This window comes from Pseudoalteromonas shioyasakiensis (assembly GCF_019134595.1).
Classification (GTDB): Bacteria; Pseudomonadota; Gammaproteobacteria; order Enterobacterales; family Alteromonadaceae; genus Pseudoalteromonas; species Pseudoalteromonas shioyasakiensis_A.
Window position 1 is genome coordinate 1,881,046 of the sequence record NZ_CP077770.1, and the last position, 22,458, is coordinate 1,903,503.

Here is a 22,458-nt window from a genome sequence, read left to right on the forward strand (position 1 = left end):
CATGACTATTTTTACTACATTATTTATCATTTTAATGTGTATTGCTGCATATCATCATGTTGGCTACCCATTATTACTAAAGTGTGTTGCAGGCAAAAAGCAAAAACCAAGCAAGCAAACGGTTTTTGATGACAACTACACACCGAATATTGCTGTTTTGATGTGTGCTTACAATGAACAACAGCATATTGCAGAAAAGCTTTATAATTTAGCATCACTAGTTTATGACACTCATCATTATTCTATTCATGTTTATTTTGATGGTTGCACCGATAAAAGCTATCAACAAGCTCTTAAAGCACAGCAGGTATTACATAAACAAGGCGTGCAGTGTTATTTTCACCATCGTGATGAAAACCAAGGGAAAGTACAAGGGTTAAATACCTTGATGGGGATGGCAAAATATCACAATGATATTTTACTGTTCACTGATGTTAGTGCTTTATTGAGCATTGATGCATTAAACAAAGTAGCTAAGCAATTTAGTGATCCGCAAGTGGCAATTTCGACAGGTGTTTACACCTTAGATGAAAATGCACCAGATGCACAAAAATCTTACTGGCAGTATCAAAACCAAGTGAAAAAATCGGAGTCAAACCTTGGTGCAGTGATTGGCGTACCAGGAGCGATGTTTGCCATGCGCGCTGAGTATGCAAATGAATTAGAAAAAAACACCATTAACGACGACTTTGTTCTTTCAATGCAAGCATTAAGTAAAGGGGCTAAAGCCGTTGTCGATGAAGATGTGGTCATTTACGAACGCGAATGCGACGAGCAAAGCGAAGATTATAAACGTCGTGTAAGATTAGGTGCCGGTAATTGGCAACAAATAAAAGCACTGCTTTTATTACTTAACCCGCGTTTAGGGTGGACTTGTATGAACTTTTTCTCGCACAAAGTATTACGAGGGGTTATGCCAATTATTTTAGCCTGTATTTATGTTTGCGTATTTATAGAGGCTATCGTCACGCAATCTGTATGGTCACAATTAATTGCTACTGGCATTTTGTCACTTCACACAGTGCAAGCGGTTAAAACCATTTTCGCCTTTAAAAAACGTATTCCTATCGTAGATAAAGTAAATTATATCTTAAATAGCTACTTTTTAGCGCTTTGGGGGATCATTCGTTATGAACAAGGTTACTTTGACACTCCTTGGCAACGTGTAAAAACTGCAAGTAAAGCACAAACCAAATCTGTTATTAAAGTCATCAAACGAAGCTTAGATATTGCAGGCGCTTTATTTGCGTTAAGTCTAGTTTGGCCTGTATGTTTAGTTGCAGCGCTGGCTATAAAGCTTACATCTAAAGGTCCTATCATCTTTAAGCAACTTAGAGTGGGTGAAAGCTCAGATGACTTTGTTGAGTTATTTTATGTTTACAAGTTTCGCTCTATGGTGGTTGATGCTGAGTCACGTTCTGGTGCTGTATGGGCAAGTAAAGATGACCCAAGAATAACGGCAGTAGGGCGCTTTATGCGTAAAACACGAATTGACGAACTTCCGCAATTAATTAATGTGCTTAAAGGTGAGATGTCGCTAATTGGTCCAAGACCAGAGCGCCCTGTGTTCTATGGTAAATTAGAAAAAGACATTCCTTATTTTTGCCAGCGTACTTACGGGGTTAAACCAGGTATTTCTGGTCTTGCTCAAGTAATGAACGGCTACGATGAAACCATAGACGATGCTCGCAGTAAAATTGGCTGGGATTACGCCTATTCACTGAGTATGTCTTCACCGCGTGCTTGGGCGAAGCTTGAGTTTTCAATTGTGCTTAAAACATTACAGGTCGTTTTTACCGGTAAAGGCCAATAAACCATATCCTTTTTGCAAAATAAATTAAGCAAATCACGTTGCATAATGCAAATTAACACCAAAAATTTAATTGCATTATGCACCTACTGATTATTTACCCTTTAAATATCAACACCTTATAAACTGGCATTTTAGTTGTACTAGTTACTATGACTAACCAATTTAACTAAGGTGAAGATCATGGCTAACAACACATCATTTTCTAACGATACCAAACTAATTTCACTACCGAGTGACTTTTCTGGCCTAGCCGTCGATGGCTTTAAAGATCAGTTTGAAGAAGTTGCACATGGCAAACAACAAAGTGTGGTACTCGATTTTAGCTCTACTACGTTTATTGATTCATCTGGCATTGGCGCCATGGTGTTTTTATATAAACGTATCGAGAAAAAAGGGCAAAAGCTATCACTGCTTAATGTGTCTGGGCAACCACACAAACTAATGAGTCTATTAAGAGTTGATAAGACGATTCCATTTATCGAACAAGCTGATATCGCGTGAGGTGATTTATGAAGCACATACTATTTACAATCATTTTGCTAACGCTTGGTGGATGTGCTTCTTGGCCTGATGAGGGGCAAGGAGGCTGGGCTGAAAAATATCAAAATTATCCGCTTACTGATGAACAACACGAGATGATTTACGACACACAAGAAACCGTGGTGCTAAGCGAATTTGAACATCATGTTTTAAAGTTAGATTTATTAAAAGCACAAGGTATACAGCAATGTATGCCGGCACAATTGCTAAAAGCACAAATATACGAAAACCGTATAAGACGTCTTATAGCAGCGCAAATGTGGTCTGATGCTGAGCATGATTTACTTATTCACTATCACGGTTTAAATCAGCTTGCCAAGCACTTTGAAACTGTTAATGCGATGAGCCAATGTGCAGGCGTTACTGATACTGAAAAAAACATGACAGCATCACTTAAAGACCAGATCACCGAGCTTTTAAATAGTGATAACCAGTTTTCGTTGAATGATTTTCAGGTTACTCCTAAATACATCACACGTTTAGCGCAAGCGGCTGACTTAATTAAACAAGTTGATGAGGTTAATTTACTGCTTGTTGGTCATGCTGACATTAGTGGTCAGCAACAAAACAACTATGAGTTAGCACTTAAGCGTGCCGAAACAGTAAAACACTGGCTAGGTATTTATGGTGTAAACCCAGCAACAATAACAACCTTAACGCAAGGTAGTTTAACGCCGTACAGCGACGAACCTGACTCACGCTCAAAACGTCATTCAGATAGACGAGTAGAGGCAATTATTATCGACATGAGTGACGATAAAGCCACTAAACAAAAACATGCATTATCCAGCTGGACCAAAATCTTAAATGGCCCTAAGGAGCAATAACATGAAACAGTTAATCTTACTTTGCTTACTTATATTCGCGTTACCTACTTTCGCAGAAGAGATTGAAGTCGGTAATAAACTTTACCTATACCTACCAGGCGAAGCTGAATTTAGCGAACCGTTTGAAGTTGATAAAGAAGGGGCTATTACCTTACCAGAGCTAGGTCGTTTTAAAGTAGCAGGCTTACAGTTAGATGATGTTCAAAGCCAGCTACGCACAGCATTAAGTGAAATGTATGTGGCGATGGATGACTTTTATGTAGAAATTCACTCACGAGATATTTTCATCAATGTTATGGGCTATGTGAACGAACCATCACAAGTGAGTATTCCTAAAGATGGCAACATTCAAATGGTCATCGCCCGTGCAGGCGGTTTAAAACCGGGCGCTCAATTAGACCGTTTACAAATTCGCCGTGGCACCGACATGATTGAGTTTAACTATAAAGCCTACTTAGATTCAGGCAACATTGACTTATTACCAGCATTACAAAGTGCTGACACAGTCTTTGTGCCAGTGTCTCCGCTGTTAGGTAACGTACAAATAGACTTTGATGCACAAACCTTAAGTGCATCAGGTGATGCAAGTGATAACAGTGCCATTACTTTACTTGGTGAAGTACATAACCCAGGTAGCTTTTCATTTAAAGAAAACATGAGTGTACTTGATGCGCTAATGCGTGCTGAGGGTGTAACCCGCTATGCAGATGTAACCAAAATTCGCGTTATCGTAGATAAAACCCCAGTCGTGTTCGATTTAAAGGCGTATTTAGATAAACCTAATAACGACACTATGCCTGAGCTAAAAGCGGGTTCTACTATTTATGTGCCTATCATGGTTGATGATGTAAATACCACTTCAAGAACAGTTTATATCATGGGCGAAGTACAAAAGCCGGGGGCTTATGAAGCAGGCGAAAGCACCAGTTTTTTAGATATTCTGGCTAATGCAGGTGGCCCAACCCGTTTTGCTGAAACTCGTCAAATTAAAATCTTAACTCCAGCAGGCGAAAGCATCCTATTTGATTTACAAGGTTACAGCGAAGGCATAGTTACAGTAAAAGTGCCAAGCCTTAACCCAGGTGATGTGATTTTTGTACCAGAGAAAACCGATCAGAACGAAAAAAGCTGGTTAAAAGTACCACCAAAACGTGCCATCAAAATTATTGGTGCCATTTTATCTCCGGGTCGTTATGAGTGGAGCCCTGAAATGGACTTTACTGATTTACTTGCCCATGCCGGCGGCCCAACAAAAGGTGCTAACATCAATGATATAAAAATTGTTAGAAACGGCGAGGTAACTAAACGTTTCGATTTAGAGCAATACACTATTAATGATTCGGGCAAGTATGCACTGCCAAATTTAATGGCTGGCGACACCATTATTGTTGAAGAGTTACCTGTTGACCCTGCAGATAATAAGTCTCAATGGATCCGTCAAGAATCAAGCAAGTCAATTTACATTATGGGGCAGGTTGGCTCACCTGGTCGCTATGCATTTAATACTAATATGCACTTTATCGACATTTTAGCCGCTGCTGATGGCCCTACAGACAATGCCGATTTACGTAATATTCGTATTACTCATCGTAACGGCAATGCAGCAAGAGTCAGCAAATTAAACCTTGCACTGTATTTTGAAACCGGTGATGAAACTTTATTTCCACACGTTTTACCGGGCGATACCATCTATATCCCAGAAAAAGATAAAGACTGGTTACGTACGCCAAAAGAGCAAGTAGTTCGCATCATGGGTGCTGTTGAAAAGCCAGGTCGTTATAGCTTTGATGACACCATGACGGTGCTTGACGTACTAGCAGAAGCGGGCGGCCCATCAAGCTCAGCGCTTATCGACAAAATCGTGGTGGTAAATCATTCATGCTGTAAAGAACAGTCTCGTGTATTTGATTTAGAAGAATTCGTTAAAAACCCTAACTCAGCGTATATCCCTGTGTTACGTGCTGGCGATACTTTATATGTACCAGACAAAGGTCAGGATTTAATGAGCCAGTTTAAATCAAACTTCTTAGACTTTATTACTGTTGTAGCTTTAGTGGTGGGCTTATGAAACTAATACCAGCGCAATACCAAGAACTTGAAGCCGTGTGTAACGAAATAGATAACAGCAAAGCCCGTTGTATCTGCTTTATCTCGTTAACCGGTAACGAGGGCTCTACATCACTTTGTGCTAGTGTTGCACAGCGCTTAAGTTTGCAAGCTGCCAAAGTGCTTATTATCGACTTAAATCCGTTAAATCCATTTAAGTTTGATGAGCCAAAAAAACCAGAATCTTGGTGCTTTAGCGATATTTCGTGTCAGCTAAATATCATCAATACTGAGCAAGTAGATCTGCTCACTATGGCGCACCTTAAAGAGCTTGAATCGGTGAAAAATAAAAGCGTACTAAATGATGCAATAGAACGCATAAAACAAGAATATGACTATATATTTTTAGATATGAGCCCAGCTCTTAAATGTAATCGCGGTAACGTGCCGCTGCATGCGCTTAGTTTATGTACTGAACTGACATTTTTAACGGTATCGCTTGGTTATAACGACGAAGAAGCTTTATGTCACGGTATGGCCAATCTAGAACACGCAGGCGTTAATAACGTAAAAATTGTTGTCGCTCAGCATCAGTTTGCTCCATTAGGTAGCCGCATCGTGAAAACGCTCAAAGCGTTTCAACCAAAATGGCCTAAACTCACAGAGTACTTATTAAACAAAGTTATTAAACAGCGCTGGTTGTTTTTACCTTATTGAGAATCTGTATGGACTGCTTATATCAAAAATCATTTAGTCTAGACTGGCCTACAGTTAGTGAGATCCGCCATATTTTAAAACATGTTCTGACGGCGATCAGTGTTAAAAATCAAGATATAGATGCAGCAGGTTTAGTAGCAACCGAATACCTAACCAATCTGTTACGCCATAGCCAAGAAACGTCAATGCATGTCCAGTTTGCTATGCATAAACTGCCCGATAAACAGCTATTAATTGAATTTAAAGACAGCATGCCAAGCTATGATTTATTTAATCAACAAGCATCAGGGTGGCAATTAGACAGTGGTGAATTAGTTGAAGGGGGCATGGGGGTTGCGCTCATCAAGCATTACTTTCCAAATGCTTGTTATAAAACTGTTGGCCAGCAGAATACATTCTCTTTTTGTTTAACCAATATCGATAAACGACCCACGCTTATCTACATAGACGATGATAAAGCACAACTTGCTTTACTGAATGCTTATTTATCTGAGAATTTTCAGGTTATTTGCTGTGAAGACAGTGAATCGGGCTGGCAAGAAATACTTACCTCTGGGGCAACAATTTTATTGCTTGATCATAAACTTAAAAATGGCACCAGTGAGCCTCTACTTAAAAAACTCAATCAATCTAACCTAAAAACTAATTTATCTGTGGTTATGCTGACAGGTGATGACAGTGAAGAACTTATAAAACGTATAAACCTGTTAGGGGTTGATGATTATTTAGTAAAACCCGTTAGCAAAACTCGCTTATTGCAAAGTATCGAACGGATTGTGCATCGTTTTTCTGCATTAAAGTATGTAATTAACGAAGAGCGCATGCAAACAAAGCAAAAAATAGGGGAGTTTAATGCCTATAATTTTGGCTCAATTATCAGCCAAAATGGGGGTGATTTTTGTATGTACCCCCACCAGCTGCAAGCGCCTGTGATCATTGGCGATATGATGGGGCACGGTATAACAGCACTAAAAGAAAGTTTTGCCATAAAGGGCTTTTTAAGTGGCTGTTTAGCGACAGAAATCCCGATACAAAGCGTTTTAACAACCTTAAACCAAGCCTTGTATGAACAGCGGTTATGTAAAACTAGTTTAGTCACTTTGCTTATAAGTTTTATTGAAAATAATACACTTCATTGGTTTAACGCAGGTCATCCAGCCCCCTGTGTAATAACCAAAAATGGTAAATTAATTCAGCTAAGCGGAACTGATCCCTTACTGGGCCTTAGTGATGATCATGTTTATCAACATCATAGTTATGACTTAAATGACGTTGAACACATTTTATTATTCACCGATGGTTGGCTTGATAATCAGCAATTAAGCGATGTAGACCAAATTATTACTAAATTAACTGACGAAAATGTGCAAAGTGAAGAGTTTGCTTATGCACTTTGGCAGGCAAGCCTGGTTGAGTTATCTGCTGAAATTGACGATGCCTCGTTAATTGTGATCAATAAACACTAAAGTTTGAGTTTACAAACCGGTCAAATAAGCACTAAGCTACTAATAAGGAACTGTTAAATAATCACTTTATCTCAGCATAAAACGATAATAAAGGAAGTCTGTAATGCCACCTAAAATACTCATTGTTGAAGATACAGAATCGCTAGCGCTGATGTACCAATCATATTTGATCCCAACCGGGGTCGAAACACGCATTGCCTACAATGGTGAACAAGCCGTCGTTGCTCTGCAGGAGTTTGAGCCTGATTTAGTGATTTTAGATGTTATGCTGCCAGATATGAACGGGCTAGATATTTTATCCTCTTTAGACCCAGACACAGCTCCACAAGTGATTGTTTTAACAGGGCATGCCACTAAAGAAATGGCAATAAAAGCCATCAAACTCGGTGCCAGTGACTTTCTAGAAAAACCTATTGAAGCCGATCGTTTTCGCATTACAGTAAACAACGCATTAAAACTTAAAGATTTAAAACAAACAGTCAAAAGCTATCAAACAACTTACGAGAATGGTAAATACTACGATTTGATTGGTAGCTCATCAGAAATGCAATCTGTTTACCAAATCATAAAGTCAGCATCCGCAAGTAAAGCAACTGTTTTCATCACTGGTGAAAGTGGTACCGGTAAAGAGCTGTGCGCCCGTGCGGTACATTTAGCGTCACCGCGTGCGAATAAACCCTTTGTAGCCCTTAACTGTGCAGCAATACCAAAAGATCTAATCGAAAGTGAAATATTCGGTCACTTAAAAGGGGCGTTCACTGGTGCGATTGCCAATCGTGAAGGGGCGGCAGGCCAAGCTGACGGTGGTACGTTGTTTTTAGATGAACTATGTGAAATGGACATCAATCTGCAAAGTAAGCTACTGCGTTTTATTCAAACCGGTTGTTACCAGCAGGTAGGCAGCGAAAAAGAAGTTAAAGTTGATGTGCGCTTTGTGTGCGCCACCAACCGCGACCCTTTATTAGAAGTGCAAGAAGGCCGTTTTCGTGAAGACTTATATTATCGCCTACATGTTATCCCTATTGCCTTACCGCCGCTGAATCAGCGTGGCAAAGATGTGATCGAAATTGCCGATGCATTATTTAAAAAAATAAGTAAAGAAGAAGGCCGTGCATACAAAGGCATGTCAGAAGGCGTTAAAAATCTATTTTTGAGCTATGGCTGGCCTGGTAATGTTCGCCAATTAGAAAACACCATACGTAACATTCTCGTTTTGCATGATGAAGCCTACATTGAAGCGAGTATGATACCAGCACTACCGAACGCACAAAATCAATCTCAACCAGTCGCAGCAGCTGTTAATACTGTAGCCTCGGAGGTGATGCCGTCACAAAGCTTTGCATCGCCATCAACTGAAGCCACTCCTGTTATCAGCGAAGTTGCAACAGCATTTTCTCAAGCCGATATTGAACCGCTTTGGTTGGTAGAAAAACGTTATATTGAGCAAGCCATTGATGCTTGTGATAACAATATTCCTAAAGCTGCAGCTCTTTTGGATGTGAGTCCATCTACGATTTATCGTAAAATTAAAAGCTGGGAAGAGATGCAAGTAAGCTAGAACTATAGACTCTATCTAGCTGCTTAAATTGCTGCTCTCCAGAAAAACGTTGTTTAACAAGTCTTTGTGCATTGCCTAGCATGTAACTTCTTTGATCAACACTCAACATAAGTACGTTGTTTAGCTGTTTATGCAAAGCATCGCTTGTACTTTCAGTCATCATTAACCCATTTGATAGGTGGTTAATTATCTGCGGTAACTGACCAACAGGCGATGCAATAACGAGTACCCCCTGTGCCATTGCTTCTAATGCAACCATAGGTAGACCTTCAGCCCGAGAGCAGATCACCAATACATCAAGTTGTTGCCATATTTGTTGTTGCTCACGCTGGCCATGATAACTCACCACTGACAAATCAAGCTCATTGACCATAGGGCCATCACCAAACATATGAAATTTTAAGTTAGGTGTGTTGAATCGTTTGGCTGTTTCAATAAAAATGTCAGGGCCTTTTTCATGGGATAAACGACCAACAAATCCAACGTTTAATTGATCATTATTTTTTAGGCCTAAAACTTTATTAGATTCATTTACTGGAATAAAATTTTCAAGTAATTCAGCATTGTAAAGCTCTTCGGTGAGTTTGCTAGAAACAGCAAAGTTAAGTGAAAAGTAACTTAGCAGTTTATCGAGCTTATTGTAAAAATAAACCTTCCCCGTGCCTGCTTCTCCAGCATGATAAGTTGAAATACAAGGGCGGTTTTGCCAGCGACACACTAACTTGCCCATGATACTTGCCTTGTACCCATGGGTATGGAGTAACGCTGAGCGAGGAAACATTTTTAGTATTTCGTTCAAGCTTTTTAAATTTCCGCCAGCAAAACCGAAAGTGATATTTGCATTTTCTAAGCGCTTATATAATTCACGGTTATTATGATCTTGATAAAATAGTACCGAGCTCATAATATTATATCGTTCTAACAGCTTACTCATGGCAATCAAATGGCTCTCGATGCCACCAATTAAGCTTGAATCTACGAATAAAATAACACTATATTTCATATTCACTCCAAGGTGAGACCATGATAGATACTGCGACCTATACGCAATTACAACAGGATGTTGGTGACGACCTAGCAAAACAGCTTTTGCAGGTGTATATCACTGAGTCCCGTCAAATCGTTGCTGATCTTGCTGACGCAACGAAACAGTCTGAAATCGAAATAAATGCCCATAGTTTAAAAAGTAGTAGCCGTAGCTACGGGGCATTAGCCGTAGGCGGCCTTGCAGAACAAATCGAGCAAAAAGCGAAGGCATCAAAATATGATGATGAATTACAAAGCTTAATAGCCTTACTGCAAGACCAATTTGCACAAACGCTAACTCACGCGCAAAGTTTAATTGCGACTGACTAGTTGCTCGGCTTCTAGGCTCAACGGCATTTTTAATATTTCGCCAAATACATTACTTAGCTGCTCAATGTCGTGCTGCTGGTTTGGCGATTTAACAACATCGTCAAAGTGCGACACAATTTCACTAAGCGCATCTAAAGAGATACTCATGTCACAAAACCTATAACCAAGCATGCCTTCGAGCCAATCGACTGGTTTCATATTGAGCGATTTAATTACGCTGGCTTCTTTGGCAATATTTTCGATAAACAATCGGCATGCAGAGGTTTTTTGTACAGCATTAGCTATGTCTTCAACTAACATGGCAGGCATTACACTGGTAATTAAACTACCGGGGCCAATTATTAGCATATCTGCGTTTTCAATAGCTTGAACCACACCAGGTGCTGCATTCACATCTTGTGAGAGGGTTAAATAATCCGGGAGCTCTTCTTGTGAATCAATATCGCATTCACCAAATACTTTGATGCCTGATGACATAACCGCGAGTAAATCAGTAGGCTCGTCTGACATGGGTAGAATCGTTTCTGAATTACCCAACATGGCATTGAACCAAGCTACAGCTTGTGTTGCTGAGTTAGTTTGTTGGGTTAAGCTTAATAAGGCTAAATTCCCTAGGCTGTGGCCATTTAGTTCACCCCCATCAAAACGGTGGTGAAAAACTTGATGGATTAATGAGTCACTATCAGCTAATTGCAAACAACAACGTCTAATATCACCAAGGGCAACTACATCTTGGCTTCGACGTAATTTACCTGTGCTGCCGCCGTTGTCTGTGGTTGCAACGATAGCTGTAAGTTCGGCGCAGTGAGGTCTAATTGCACTTAACATATGGGATAAACCGTGTCCGCCGCCTATGCATACTATTTTCATAACACTCACCTAGATTAAACTTAATTAATATTTAGGTAGCACGGCCCGTACCAAGTATTCGAATTTATATAACACAATGAAATTTAATAATTTATTTTGTGTTTTTTATGGCTAAACTGAGAACTGTTTTCTATATTTGCATTATGCGATGCAATATTAACTAGGAATGGCAATGGCAGAGTTAAACTTAGATCAATTACAACTTGAGCTAACAGCATTTCATGGCATAAATGATAGCCGTGCATTAAAAGCTCAACTTGAAAAAGTGCTTCTGCCATATTTTTCGTTTAAAGAGTTTTGCTTAATAAACTTCGAAGATTCAAAAGCATCCCTCGAAATGCGTACTATTAAGTACATTGAATTTGATGAATCAATATTAAAATCAAAGTTACAACAAGCGCAGTCACAGTGGTTACTTAATGAAGATAACTCGCTGTTTTATAGTAATGAGTTCGAAAATAACCTAATTTTTCATGTTGATATTTCTGAACACACAACGCAGTGCTTGGTCTTTTTTGATATAAAAGAGCAGGCTAGTTTTAATGATAAATCACAAACCGCAATCAAGATCTTATTACAGCAAGTAGCGGTTCAATTAGCTGCGCAAACAAGGCTTAACCGGCAAAAGTTTCACTCAACCTCTTTACTAACAAGACTAGGCGAGTTATCTGAGTTATTTAGAGATTTCGCCAGCGAATGGTTTTGGCGTACTAATAAAGATGAGCGCTTTATTAATGTTTTAACTACCGCCAGCCACAGTAACTTATACAAACGCCATTTTTTACATAAAAATTTCGATGCCATCATCACTGAGCAGGAACAAAATCAGTTAAAAAAATGGTCGCACTTTAAACACTTGCTGGCAGATCATGCTGAATTTTTAGATTTTGAATTTGAAGTTAATTCGTCGCCTACGGCCTGGGTCTCTTTGAGTGGTAAGCCACAATTTGATTCAAGCGGAAAATTTCGCGGCTATTTAGGTATTGCCAAAGATATCACTGTGAATAAAGACCGCGAGCAAGCACTGCAATTAGCAAAAGAAAAAGCAGAAGAAGCAAACCAAGCAAAATCTCAGTTTTTAACGGTGATGTCCCATGAGATCAGAACGCCTATGAACGCCATTGTCGGCATGTTGGAGTTGTTAGCCGATTCAGAATTGAATGACAAGCAAACACGTTGGCTCGATTACGCAAACTCAAGCGCTGACTTATTACTTGATTTGATCAGTGATGTTCTGGATTTTTCAAAAATTGAAAGTGGATCGATGGAGCTTGATGTTAAAGCAACAGATATAAATGCGTTAGTTAAAAATATAACTGCACAGTTTCAAGAAACCACTCAAGGCTCTAATGTATTGTTTACCACAGAGATAAGCGATGGCTTACCGAATAAAATTAATATTGATGGGGTTCGAGTTGGGCAAATTCTGTTTAATATTTTAGATAATGCTTTTAAGTTTACTAAAGTAGGCACCGTCAATTTCAGAGCCGATTTTAATGATACCCATTTACTATTTGAAATAGCAGATACTGGGCAGGGGATTTCACAATCTCAAATAGCCAGCATTTACGATGCGTTTAAACAGCATGATTATGGCGTGAATCGACAAGTAGAAGGGATTGGCCTTGGGCTTAGCATTACCAAAAGCCTAGTTGATTTAATGAAAGGCGAGATTAGAGTTGCTAGCGCAATCAATATTGGTACTAAATTTAATATTTACATACCATACTCTATCGTTGCCGATGATCAGCAAGCTATTGAACATGAACAAACTCTTGAGCCAATGACCATTCTTGTCACAGAAGATAACAAAACCAACCAAGTGCTTATAAAAACCTTTTTAGAAAAGCTCAATCACCATGTCACCCTTGCAGATAATGGCCAACAAGCCATTGATAAAGTACAACAACAAAACTTTGATTTAGTATTAATGGATATGATGATGCCAGTGATGGATGGTATTACAGCAACTAAATACATGCGTGAAGAATTAAAAATGACTTTACCCATTGTCGCATTAACCGCCAATGCATCTCATCAAGATAAAGCCACTTGCCTAGAAGCAGGAATGAACAAAGTGCTGACAAAACCAATTCGTTTTCATGATTTAAACCGCGCACTGCGTATTTTGTTTAGCCAATAAAAAAGCCCCAAATGGGGCTTTTAAAATGAAACTCGACTTTACAACACCATTGCCGCAACCCAGCCAGCAACAAGTAGCGGAATATTAAAATGGATGAAAGTAGGTACTACTGAATCCCAAATATGGTCATGTTGACCATCTGCATTTAGGCCAGATGTTGGGCCAAGTGTTGAGTCAGAGGCAGGGGACCCAGCATCACCTAGTGCTCCTGCTGTACCAACCAGTGCTGCAGTAGCCATAACAGAAAAGTTTAATTCCATACAAAGTGGTACAAACAGGGTGGCTATAATTGGCACTGTCGAAAACGAGCTACCAATGCCCATGGTGATCAATAAGCCAACGAGTAAAATTAATGCTGCGGCAAGGGGTTTGTTACCCTCAATCATACCTGCGGCAGAGCTGACAAGTGAGGCAACATCACCGGTTGCTTTCATCACCGAAGCAAAGCCTTGCGCCGAAATCATAATAAAGCCAATCATCGCCATCATAGCAATGCCTTTGCTAAATACATCGCCGTTTTGCTCAAGCTTTACAACACCGAATAAGGTAAATATAGCTACCCCAACAAGACCGCCCAGGATCATAGAACCACTAATATTTTGCGCCACTAAAGAGCAAAGTACGGCAGCAATACCAACAGCTAACACCTTTTTAGGCTGCTCAATGACAACCTCTTGCTGTTGCTCTGTTAGGCTGTGAGACTCATAACGACGGCGTTTTCGATAAGATATAAATACCGCAACCAATAAACCAAATAACATACCAATAGCTGGAATGATCATTGCCATCGGCACTTGAGTATTTACTATCTCTAAGCCATTTTCAGTGAGGTTTTTGTGTAGTATCGAGTACAAATAAATGCCACCAAAACCATAAGGTAGCACCATATAAGAGGTGGCTAAGCCGAAAGTTAAGATACACGCAATGGCACGTCTATCAAGGCGTAACTTGTTAAACACCACAAGCAGAGGTGGAATTAGAATTGGTATAAAAGCAATATGTACGGGTATCAAATTTTGCGACGAAATCGCACACAGCAAAATAATACTTAATATAAGATAACTAAGCGTCGTTTCGCCTTTATGGCTATTCTCGTTTACTTGCTTTAGTAACTTAGACGCTAAAATACGTGTTAAACCTGACTTAGAAATAGCCACTGCAAATGCACCTAACATCGCATAGCTCAGTGCTATTTCAGCGCCGCCCGATAAACCATCATTAAATGCATTAACGGTTTGTGATAAACCAAGGCCTGCGGTCAATCCCGCAACAATTGCGCTTACCGTCATTGCCACAATGACATTAATTCGACAAAGTGTCAGGATCAGCATCAACATAACGCCGACAATTACTGCATTCATATTGTTCTCTATTTGGCTGTTTTGAGAGAGTTTAACAGAACTCGTACGCGGTTTTTGCGATTTTGGTTATATGATTGCTGTTGATAACGTACTTCGATGATTATTTGCTCAAACTCACTTAAATATGCCTCTGTTCTAGGCTTTTGCTGTTTAATTAAAGCAATATTTTGTAGTGGTGTGTTGGTATCAACTGGCTCAATGCCTTGCTTTTTTGCCCACAGATAAAGCTTAGTGATGTCATCAACCAGCGGTTCTCTGCTTCGAATAGGGCGTTTGCTATAAAAGAAATAGCCAGTAAAGCTCAGTAATAATGTACCTATCACAATTAAAGGCGTTAGCCATGCTGACTTATTACCAAACAGTGAATCAAATAGACTTTGTTGTGATTCTTGGTCAAACGTAAGCACCCAGTTAGTCCATTTATAGTCGAGCTCTTCAAGGTGAATTCTAAGCCAGTTGATTGCTTTAAAGTGGCTCCAGCGCTTTAGGCCAAAGTTAAGATTGTCGTTAAAGCTTTCGTTTAAATCACCCAGTTGTGATAACGAACCATTTAAACGCTCTGGGGCAACAACAGCGGTAGCATCAAATATGTGCCACTTTTCATCAAAGAACACTTCGACCCACGCATGCGCATCGTATTGATAAATGTTAAGCGTAGCGGCTTTAGTTTGTTCACCCCCTAAATAACCCGACACAACACGGGCAGGGTAACCAGCAACACGAAACATGAATGCAGCGGTGCTAGCATAGTGACCGCAAAAGCCACGTTTGGTATCAAACACGAACTGGTCTAGCGTATTATCACCATACATGGGTGTAGGCGTTAATGTGTAAGCAAACTGTTGCTGATTAAAGTAATCTAGTAGCGCGTTAAAGTAACCTTGCGCATTTTCATGCTCAGCAGCCAACTGGTTTGCCAGTGCCGTTGTTTGTGGATTGGTTGTTTTCGGTAAGCGGGTATATAAGCGTTTTTCAAAGTCATTCAGACTCAGCATAGCCTCACTACTGGTTACCGCGTATTTAATGTTTTTGTTTAAGTTACCTTTACGTTTTAACAAACCGTTGTAGGTTGAGTGCACATCAGAATTATCACTTTGCGCAAAGTTAAGTGCAAAAAGCCAATTAGAAGATGAGGGCTCAGCAATAACCTGATAATTAACGCTGTTACTTTGAGTAATTGTACGGCGAATGGGGTTAAATTGTTGAGATTTCAAAATGTCCGATATTAACCATTCACTGCCATTAAACTCATCATGAATAAGGCTGCGCCAGTAGTAGGGGGCTTGTAGGGGTTGCCCTGGCTGTTGTTCTACCCTAAAAACCAAGTCATCTGACTCAGCTAATTTCGCAATAGAAAAGGGGTTAACTTGCTCTGATAAACCCGTTTTCGCAAGCTTTGGCCCCGGTAATTGCCAAAACGCCGGTATTTTCGGTAAAAACAAAATCAAAAATGCCGCTATAGGTAAAGCTAGTAGTATGGTTTTAAAACTTTGTTTATTAGCGGCCTTAAAGCTTTGTGGGCTAGTTAAATAGCCAAGCACCGCAAAGTTCACAATATAAAGTACACTGACTACCAAGGTTTCAAACAATCCTTGATGGAATAAATACACCGTTGAAAGGTTAAAAAACACCAGTAAACAAACAGTTTGATACTGTTTGACGGTTTTCGCTTGGAGCAATTTAAAGCTACTAGCAAGTAGCATCATGGATACAAATAACTTGACCGTATCGCCGACGCCAACCAAAACAAATAAGGCAACTAAGCAAATTGCTGCCAAAATATTCGCCACCAATCCATTTAGTTTTTTATAAAATTTACCTAAAAACAGGTTTAAAAAGCTTAGGCCCGCTAATATGGCTAAGAATGAAGTAGGCACTTCAGTAAACAAAAAGCCACTGGTAACAATAAACAGCAGTGATAAAACGGTATTTATGAGCGGCGTATTCATAATTAAAACTCCGCTAATGCTTGTAAGCAGGCTTTTTGATGGTTGAACCCTTGGCCTTTAGCAATGTATTTATTGGACAAGGTTAACGAAAACGCCATGTGTTGATCGGTTAATTGGTTCACCAAAAAACATAACTGGCTTAATCTATGCTCATTATTGCCACTCAACATATTGAAATTAAGTGCTAATTCCTGTGATGCGTCACTGGTAAACTCTTTCGTTAATAGTTGCTGAGTTTTAGCGTAGTGTTTCCACGATACCTTATTAAGCGCTGTACCTTGCACAAAAGGGGTAAGCTGATAAAAGTCATCATTACCGGCTTTAACTTGTGCGTTATCGCCGTCGTGTACGTCATTGTCATGGAGCTGAGTATCAAGCTTTTCAGAGGCGACAGGCTGTGGGTAAACATACACAGTTTCGGTTGGCTCAATGTAACTCCACACAGACACTAAACCAAATGGAAAGTGACTAATAATTTTCACTCTATCAAAACCATAGGCACCGCGTTTAATGCATTTAAGCGCAATTTCGACGATCTTTTTCTCTTTGTTTTGCAGTGACACAGTTTCAGATTCAAGCTTATCATTAACCAGCTTTATAAGTTCACAGTATGATTGTGCTTGAATTTGAAAACGCGCAATAGGGGCTTTTGGCGCATAACTTTCGTTTACTGACTGGTATTTAACCGACAAACCTCTCACATTTTTATAGCCGGTGAGTATCGCAAACACCAAAACAACCACCATTAAATACGCCATAGCTAAAATCAGGTTGTTTTGATAGTTAATGCCCATCACAAAGTTCAGTAAGGCAATTAGTAAAAACTGCCCACCAAGTTTTGAGGGTAATACATAAATCGTTTTATGTTGAAGCTCAATTTCGTTGGCTTTATGCTTGTTTTTTAATAGCTTATTAAAAGCAAAGTGACGAAATTGTTCAATAAAAGCAGGGCGCTTAAACATGTTTTATAAGCTTACAGGCACATGTTTAAGTGCATAGCCGCTGTCACCAGCGTTTAACCCAAGTCTGTGATCGGTCACGCTTGGGAAAACTGCTTGTACATCTTCAGGCATAACAAAATCACGACCTTCAATATACGCCCATGACTTTGCAGCGCGGGCAAGCGCAATACTGGCTCTTGGTGATAATGGGTTTACAAAATGGTTATCTTGGCGAGTAAACGCAACGAGCTCAAGGATATAATCAACAACCGCGTTGCTTATCGTTACAGTGCTTATTTCTTTTTGAATAACAGCAAGTTGCTCAGGATTAATGCGAACAGGCAAGTCGTCATAATTACGGTTGTTTAGGCCTAAAATGAGGTTTTTCTCAGCTTGTTTATCAGGAAAACCTAAACTAATACGCATGAAAAAGCGGTCTAATTGTGACTCAGGTAACGGATAAGTGCCAGATTGATGCACTGGATTTTGCGTAGCAATCACAAAAAATGGTGATGGTAGGGCGTGTTTAACCGAATCTACCGTCACTTGTTTTTCTTCCATTGCTTCTAATAGCGCACTTTGTGTTTTAGGACCTGCACGGTTAATTTCATCACCTAAAACAACTTGGCTAAATACCGGACCTTGATGAAAAGAAAAACTATGTTCTTTAGCATCAAAAATGTTTGTTCCAAGAATGTCAGAAGGCAATAAATCGCTAGTGAATTGAATGCGTTGATATGACAAACCAAGAACCGCAGCAAGTGCATGAGATAAAGTGGTTTTTCCCATGCCTGGTAAATCTTCAATTAACAGGTGGCCTTCACTAAATAAACACGTTAAGGCGAGTTTGATTTGTTGTTGCTTACCAAAAATAACCGTTGATAGGTCATCTATAATGAGTTGGATTGTCGAATTCATAAACTACTTAATTTGTTATGGTTTCCATCAATTCTAGACGTTTCATAACAGAGTCGACTTTTTTTGCGTTGAATGGTTTGGCGATAAAACCTTTAGCACCTAATTCCCAGGTGTTTTGCACATTCTCAAGACTGTTATGGCCAGAGCACATAACTACGTGAGTGTGAGGATGGCGGTCATTTAAGTATTCAAGAATTTCTGTACCGTCAGTGTTAGGTAGTTCAATATCAAGAAAGATAACGTTAGGCGACTTTTCTTCAATAACGGTTTTAGCTGATTCAAAATCTCGACTTTCTAAAATATCGTCAAAACCAAGACCAGTTAAAATTTGATTTAGATAGTCGCGGATATCTTGCATATCGTCGATTATCAGAATAGGTTCTAACGGCTTCACAAATTCCATATCGTTTACATCTTATCGTTACATCTCAAGTTGATAGTTTTAATATAAGTCATGAGATAACTAAGCTCAAGAAACAAGCACTAATAAAATGAATAATATGATAAAACATCACCTTAATGTCCGATACCGTCTAGTATTGGACTTAGTGAACAAAGAGAATAGGTATCGCTATGTATAGATACGTTACTTCCTATAATTTATATTAATTAGTATCAATAACATAGGAAAAACTAGATATCTAACAGTTGGTTATCTAGTTTTTTTTATGCCATATTGTCATCTTCATTTGTTAAAGGGAAGATGTAATGGGATACAAGATTTATTCAAAAAGACAAAAGGAACTTAGGGGAGAAGTTCATGATGTTTACCAATATGATTTATTGCCTCAAAGTTTAAGAATACAAATTAAGTTTTTACTTGATAGTCTCTTAGGTAATGAATCTAATTATAATTACGAACCAACTGTTCATGGTATTTACAACCAAATCTATAACGATTTAAGGGAAGAATTGGGAAGTTTTGATCTAAACAACCGTAACTCAAAAACTGAAAAGTACAACACAAACGCATATGCGGAACTCAATACCTTTTTGATTAATGAAAGAAACACCGAACTTGTTTTGTCGTATGTAGAGTACGCATTTAGATTAGCAGAGCTATTAACTGAAGAATACGAACATAGTAAAACGCAGAAGAGTTTAAAAACTCTTAATCTAAGATTTAGGGAAAATGGAGTAGGTTTTGCTTTTGAAGAAGGCCATATTATAAGAATAGATTCAAAGTTAATGCATGAAGAAGTTATAAAACCTGCACTTAAACTTCTAAATATGAAAGAGTATGAAGTAACACAAGATTACTTCTTAAATGCTTATGACCATTACAGAAATAAAAAATATAATGAAGCTATTGTTGAATGTAACAAAGCTTTCGAAAGCACTATGAAAATTATATGTATGAATCAGAATTGGGAACTAAAAGGCAATGAAACGGCTAGTAAGTTAATTGCTGCATGCTTTAAAAATAAATTAATACCTGATTATTGGCAAACGCAGTTATCAAGTTTAAATTCAATGCTTTGTTCTGGAATTCCAACAATAAGAAATAAGTATTCTCATGGCCAAGATGCTCTCCAAGAACAAGCTCCTGAAGAGCTAGTCGGCTATATGCTTCACACAACAGCTTCGACAATTATTTTTTTAATAGAATCACAAAAGAGATTACATTAACCATATTTTTTATCTGATATATCGTTAACTAGATCCAAAAGCTTATCCTGCAGGGCATTCATATATTCATCGATATTAGAATGCTCTTCTTTCAATTTTTGGTACAATTTTTCTGACTTTCTAGCTGACCATTTGTAACGATGTACCAGTTGAACATCTGATGGTTTAACCTTTCCCCAAGGGGTAAGTAACAAGTTATCTTCCCTAGAAATCCTACATTCAGACCACGGGCCAGTAAGTGGCATGTAACCGCGATACATAATTTCAACTAGTTTTTCTATTGGCTTGGTTGCTTTGTTCGCTTTTAGATATCTCCTTACTTGGCGTTCACTTACTCCGAGTTCTTTAGCTCCCTTTGCGTAGTCATATCCGAATAGCGTAACGAACTGCAATTTAAAGTTGCTCATTGTGATTTACTCCTTTTTGTTAAAATCACAATGCACACTCGGTATCGGTGTAAGTGGTTTCGCTCCCCCCCTATTAGTTTTTGAGGGGAGTGTGTTTTCCTTTGCTGCTGTGCCGTCCTTACCTCAGCTTGGTTTATCAGAAGGCAATCAACTTTTTTTGAATACAAAAAAGGGCAGTGAGTGCGTTTAGCAGTTTCACTGAATTGATACCCGACCCTAATAAACTGTACGTAAAATGGAAACTGTTTCTCGATGAAATGTGAATTTTCTGGAATGTATGACATGGCTTCGCCATGCCGCCAAGCCCAAGTCAGCCGCGGCAAGCGCTGGCGTGACATGGGCTAATTGGCGGCTAGTAGTTCTTGTTCTTGTGAATATGATTGCTTAGCAGCTGAATAGGACTCAACCCGATAAGGTAAACAGCGAACTGTATATTCTGAGTCCATATACTCAATTTTTGCGGTACAGGCTGATACAACTTTTACAACGGCATCTATTGCACTTGGGTAAAATGGAATACCGTCTTTTTCAAAGCAATAAGATGAGTTTTGTTTAGTAGAAAGAACTGAGCAGGTGATATAAACACCATCAAGAATATCAGGTAATACAGGTTCAACTGCTATGGCCTTTTGCTTTGATGGTGCGTTGGGGGTCGGTGTGTCAGTGCTAGTAACAGGTGTTTTTTCTGTTGGATTAGCACCAAATGGGTAAAACATATAGGTTAGGTATCCAACAAGGCAAAAGAGGGCGGCTTTATGCCACGTTTTAAGTATTGGGTCTTTGTCCTTTGCTGCTTTCTTTTCTTCGATAACTTCATTTACACGGTCTTTTACTAAATACCATTTTTTAAGTTGCTCGGTCGGAACCATTGAATACATGGCGCGCATATCAATTAAGCGACCATCTTTAGCAGTCATTACATCAGGTAAAAATTTCTGTGCAGTGTTATACCAGGCATGAGTCCAATCTTTAATATAGAACTGATAACCGTGAGCTTTACGAGTTTTTGATTTACCATCATAGAAACGAGCAACAGAAAATTTAGGTACATGTAAGGCTGAGAAAACACGTTGAACAACAGCGTTAATAAAGCCAAATCCAAAATAGTTAACACCGGATTTAACAGAGACTAATTGGTCAATGGTGGTGTCTCTTAGTTGTTTATCTACACCTTCAAAGTCTTGGCCTATGAGCACTAAATCCCAACCGTACTTACCCATTTGAACAAACCAAGAAACAATAGCTAAACGGTCTTTATCTTTGAATGAGCGTGAATTCAAGTGTGTTAATAATTCATCGATAACCACTAAACCATTTTTAGATTCATCATAATTTCTATCGTCTTGCTCTAGTTCCTCGTAACCAATACCCAGCGCGTGCAAATCTTCACTACGTGGGTGGTCAGGTAATCTGATTACATGCGGGTTTTGAACGGGCATTTTATCGAGAAATAAATCGAGATTTGTTGCGACCTTTCGACCACGTTTTAAGTAATCATTAATTAGGTCTACAGCGTACTTAGTTTTGCCAGAGCGTTTAACGCCCTCTATAAATTTACCAGATGCCATAATTAAGCCTTAAATCGAGAACGTAATACACCAATCGTAAAATAGAACACCATTTGTGCAGCTTTGGCTGATACAACAATCGTTGCACAGGTAATGGCGTTGTTAGGAACAAGAGATAAACCAGCTAATGAAAACGAGTTGTTAGGCAATGAACGTAAAAGGCCTGAAAACTCACTATTCAGTGATGAAACAAAAGCAACCAATGCAGCCGTATATACAGTGATAAAGATTGTGCCAATAACGACTTTACGACCGTACTTAGCTAACAGCGTGGTAATAATTGACGTAATACCAGCGGCTAGGCCTGCGAGTATGGCGGGTATTGCAGCTAAAATTGCGGGCATAAATC

At 39.1% G+C, this 22,458-nt stretch carries 20 protein-coding genes; 10 read left to right on the forward strand and 10 right to left on the reverse strand.

Translation table 11 applies throughout. The features are described 5' to 3' along the window. The first annotated feature begins 1 nt into the window (after position 1). From KQP93_RS08695 to KQP93_RS08725, 7 genes are all read left to right on the forward strand, one after another. On the forward strand, positions 2-1,813 hold the full coding sequence (locus KQP93_RS08695; RefSeq protein ID WP_217876695.1) for a sugar transferase: 1,812 nt from the start codon (positions 2-4) through the stop codon (positions 1,811-1,813). A gap of 180 nt (positions 1,814-1,993) precedes the next feature. After that, the gene (locus tag KQP93_RS08700) at positions 1,994-2,314 is read left to right on the forward strand and encodes an STAS domain-containing protein (protein ID WP_054561490.1); all 321 of its coding nucleotides are present in this window, start codon (positions 1,994-1,996) and stop codon (positions 2,312-2,314) included. Between the two features lie 8 nt (positions 2,315-2,322). Beyond that, entirely contained in the window at positions 2,323-3,180 is an 858-nt protein-coding gene (locus KQP93_RS08705) for an OmpA family protein (RefSeq protein ID WP_054561489.1), read from the forward strand. A 1-nt stretch (position 3,181) separates the two neighbouring features. Next, positions 3,182-5,248 carry an SLBB domain-containing protein gene (locus tag KQP93_RS08710; RefSeq protein ID WP_217876696.1) on the forward strand — a complete coding sequence of 689 codons (2,067 nt, stop codon included), beginning with the start codon at positions 3,182-3,184 and terminating at the stop codon, positions 5,246-5,248. After that, positions 5,245-5,943 (forward strand): AAA family ATPase, encoded by a 699-nt coding sequence (locus KQP93_RS08715; protein WP_054561487.1) that lies wholly within the window; start codon positions 5,245-5,247, stop codon positions 5,941-5,943. The genes KQP93_RS08710 and KQP93_RS08715 overlap by 4 nt, the downstream gene beginning before the upstream one ends. Positions 5,944-5,951: 8 nt before the next feature. Further along, entirely contained in the window at positions 5,952-7,409 is a 1,458-nt protein-coding gene (locus KQP93_RS08720; protein ID WP_217876697.1) for a SpoIIE family protein phosphatase, read from the forward strand. 103 nt (positions 7,410-7,512) lie between these two features. Beyond that, the gene (locus KQP93_RS08725) at positions 7,513-8,967 is read left to right on the forward strand and encodes a sigma-54-dependent transcriptional regulator (RefSeq protein WP_217876698.1); all 1,455 of its coding nucleotides are present in this window, start codon (positions 7,513-7,515) and stop codon (positions 8,965-8,967) included. Here the strand turns inward: KQP93_RS08725 and KQP93_RS08730 are convergent. Further along, entirely contained in the window at positions 8,936-9,970 is a 1,035-nt protein-coding gene (locus tag KQP93_RS08730; protein ID WP_217876699.1) for a glycosyltransferase family 4 protein, read from the reverse strand. The two genes, KQP93_RS08725 and KQP93_RS08730, sit on opposite strands and share 32 nt — an antisense overlap. A 20-nt stretch (positions 9,971-9,990) precedes the next feature. On the opposite strand from KQP93_RS08730, the gene KQP93_RS08735 reads away from it, so the two are divergent. Continuing rightward, positions 9,991-10,323 (forward strand): Hpt domain-containing protein, encoded by a 333-nt coding sequence (locus tag KQP93_RS08735; RefSeq protein ID WP_217876700.1) that lies wholly within the window; start codon positions 9,991-9,993, stop codon positions 10,321-10,323. Here KQP93_RS08735 and KQP93_RS08740 read toward each other — a convergent pair. Next, positions 10,306-11,193, reverse strand: coding sequence for a gluconeogenesis factor YvcK family protein (locus KQP93_RS08740; protein WP_217876701.1), 888 nt, complete (start codon positions 11,191-11,193; stop codon positions 10,306-10,308). The genes KQP93_RS08735 and KQP93_RS08740 overlap by 18 nt on opposite strands. Positions 11,194-11,365: 172 nt before the next feature. Here KQP93_RS08740 and KQP93_RS08745 point away from each other — a divergent pair, with 172 nt between their 5' ends. Then, positions 11,366-13,336 carry a response regulator gene (locus KQP93_RS08745; RefSeq protein ID WP_217876702.1) on the forward strand — a complete coding sequence of 657 codons (1,971 nt, stop codon included), beginning with the start codon at positions 11,366-11,368 and terminating at the stop codon, positions 13,334-13,336. Between the two features lie 38 nt (positions 13,337-13,374). Here KQP93_RS08745 and KQP93_RS08750 read toward each other — a convergent pair whose 3' ends face one another. The 5 genes from KQP93_RS08750 to KQP93_RS08770 are packed head-to-tail and all read right to left on the reverse strand — an operon-like array spanning position 13,375 to position 18,908. Then, entirely contained in the window at positions 13,375-14,697 is a 1,323-nt protein-coding gene (locus KQP93_RS08750) for a Na+/H+ antiporter family protein (RefSeq protein WP_217876703.1), read from the reverse strand. A gap of 8 nt (positions 14,698-14,705) precedes the next feature. Then, positions 14,706-16,646, reverse strand: coding sequence for a transglutaminase family protein (locus KQP93_RS08755; RefSeq protein WP_217876704.1), 1,941 nt, complete (start codon positions 16,644-16,646; stop codon positions 14,706-14,708). A gap of 2 nt (positions 16,647-16,648) precedes the next feature. Continuing rightward, positions 16,649-17,608: a DUF58 domain-containing protein gene (locus KQP93_RS08760; RefSeq protein WP_217876705.1), complete on the reverse strand. Its 960-nt coding sequence runs from the start codon at positions 17,606-17,608 to the stop codon at positions 16,649-16,651. Between the two features lie 3 nt (positions 17,609-17,611). After that, a complete protein-coding gene (locus tag KQP93_RS08765) occupies positions 17,612-18,505 on the reverse strand; it encodes an AAA family ATPase (protein ID WP_217876706.1) in 894 nt (297 codons plus the stop codon). A gap of 7 nt (positions 18,506-18,512) precedes the next feature. Next, positions 18,513-18,908: a response regulator gene (locus KQP93_RS08770; RefSeq protein WP_054553848.1), complete on the reverse strand. Its 396-nt coding sequence runs from the start codon at positions 18,906-18,908 to the stop codon at positions 18,513-18,515. Between the two features lie 305 nt (positions 18,909-19,213). On the opposite strand from KQP93_RS08770, the gene KQP93_RS08775 reads away from it, so the two are divergent. Then, the gene (locus tag KQP93_RS08775) at positions 19,214-20,134 is read left to right on the forward strand and encodes an STM4504/CBY_0614 family protein (protein ID WP_217876707.1); all 921 of its coding nucleotides are present in this window, start codon (positions 19,214-19,216) and stop codon (positions 20,132-20,134) included. Here KQP93_RS08775 and KQP93_RS08780 read toward each other — a convergent pair. From KQP93_RS08780 to KQP93_RS08790, 3 genes are all read right to left on the reverse strand, one after another. Further along, positions 20,131-20,541: a hypothetical protein gene (locus KQP93_RS08780; RefSeq protein ID WP_217876708.1), complete on the reverse strand. Its 411-nt coding sequence runs from the start codon at positions 20,539-20,541 to the stop codon at positions 20,131-20,133. The genes KQP93_RS08775 and KQP93_RS08780 overlap by 4 nt on opposite strands. Before the next feature lie 341 nt (positions 20,542-20,882). Beyond that, complete coding sequence (locus KQP93_RS08785; protein WP_217876709.1) at positions 20,883-22,109, reverse strand: zonular occludens toxin domain-containing protein; 1,227 nt, start codon at positions 22,107-22,109, stop codon at positions 20,883-20,885. 2 nt (positions 22,110-22,111) lie between these two features. Further along, positions 22,112-22,453 carry a DUF5455 family protein gene (locus KQP93_RS08790; protein WP_217876710.1) on the reverse strand — a complete coding sequence of 114 codons (342 nt, stop codon included), beginning with the start codon at positions 22,451-22,453 and terminating at the stop codon, positions 22,112-22,114. Positions 22,454-22,458: the final 5 nt, after the last annotated feature.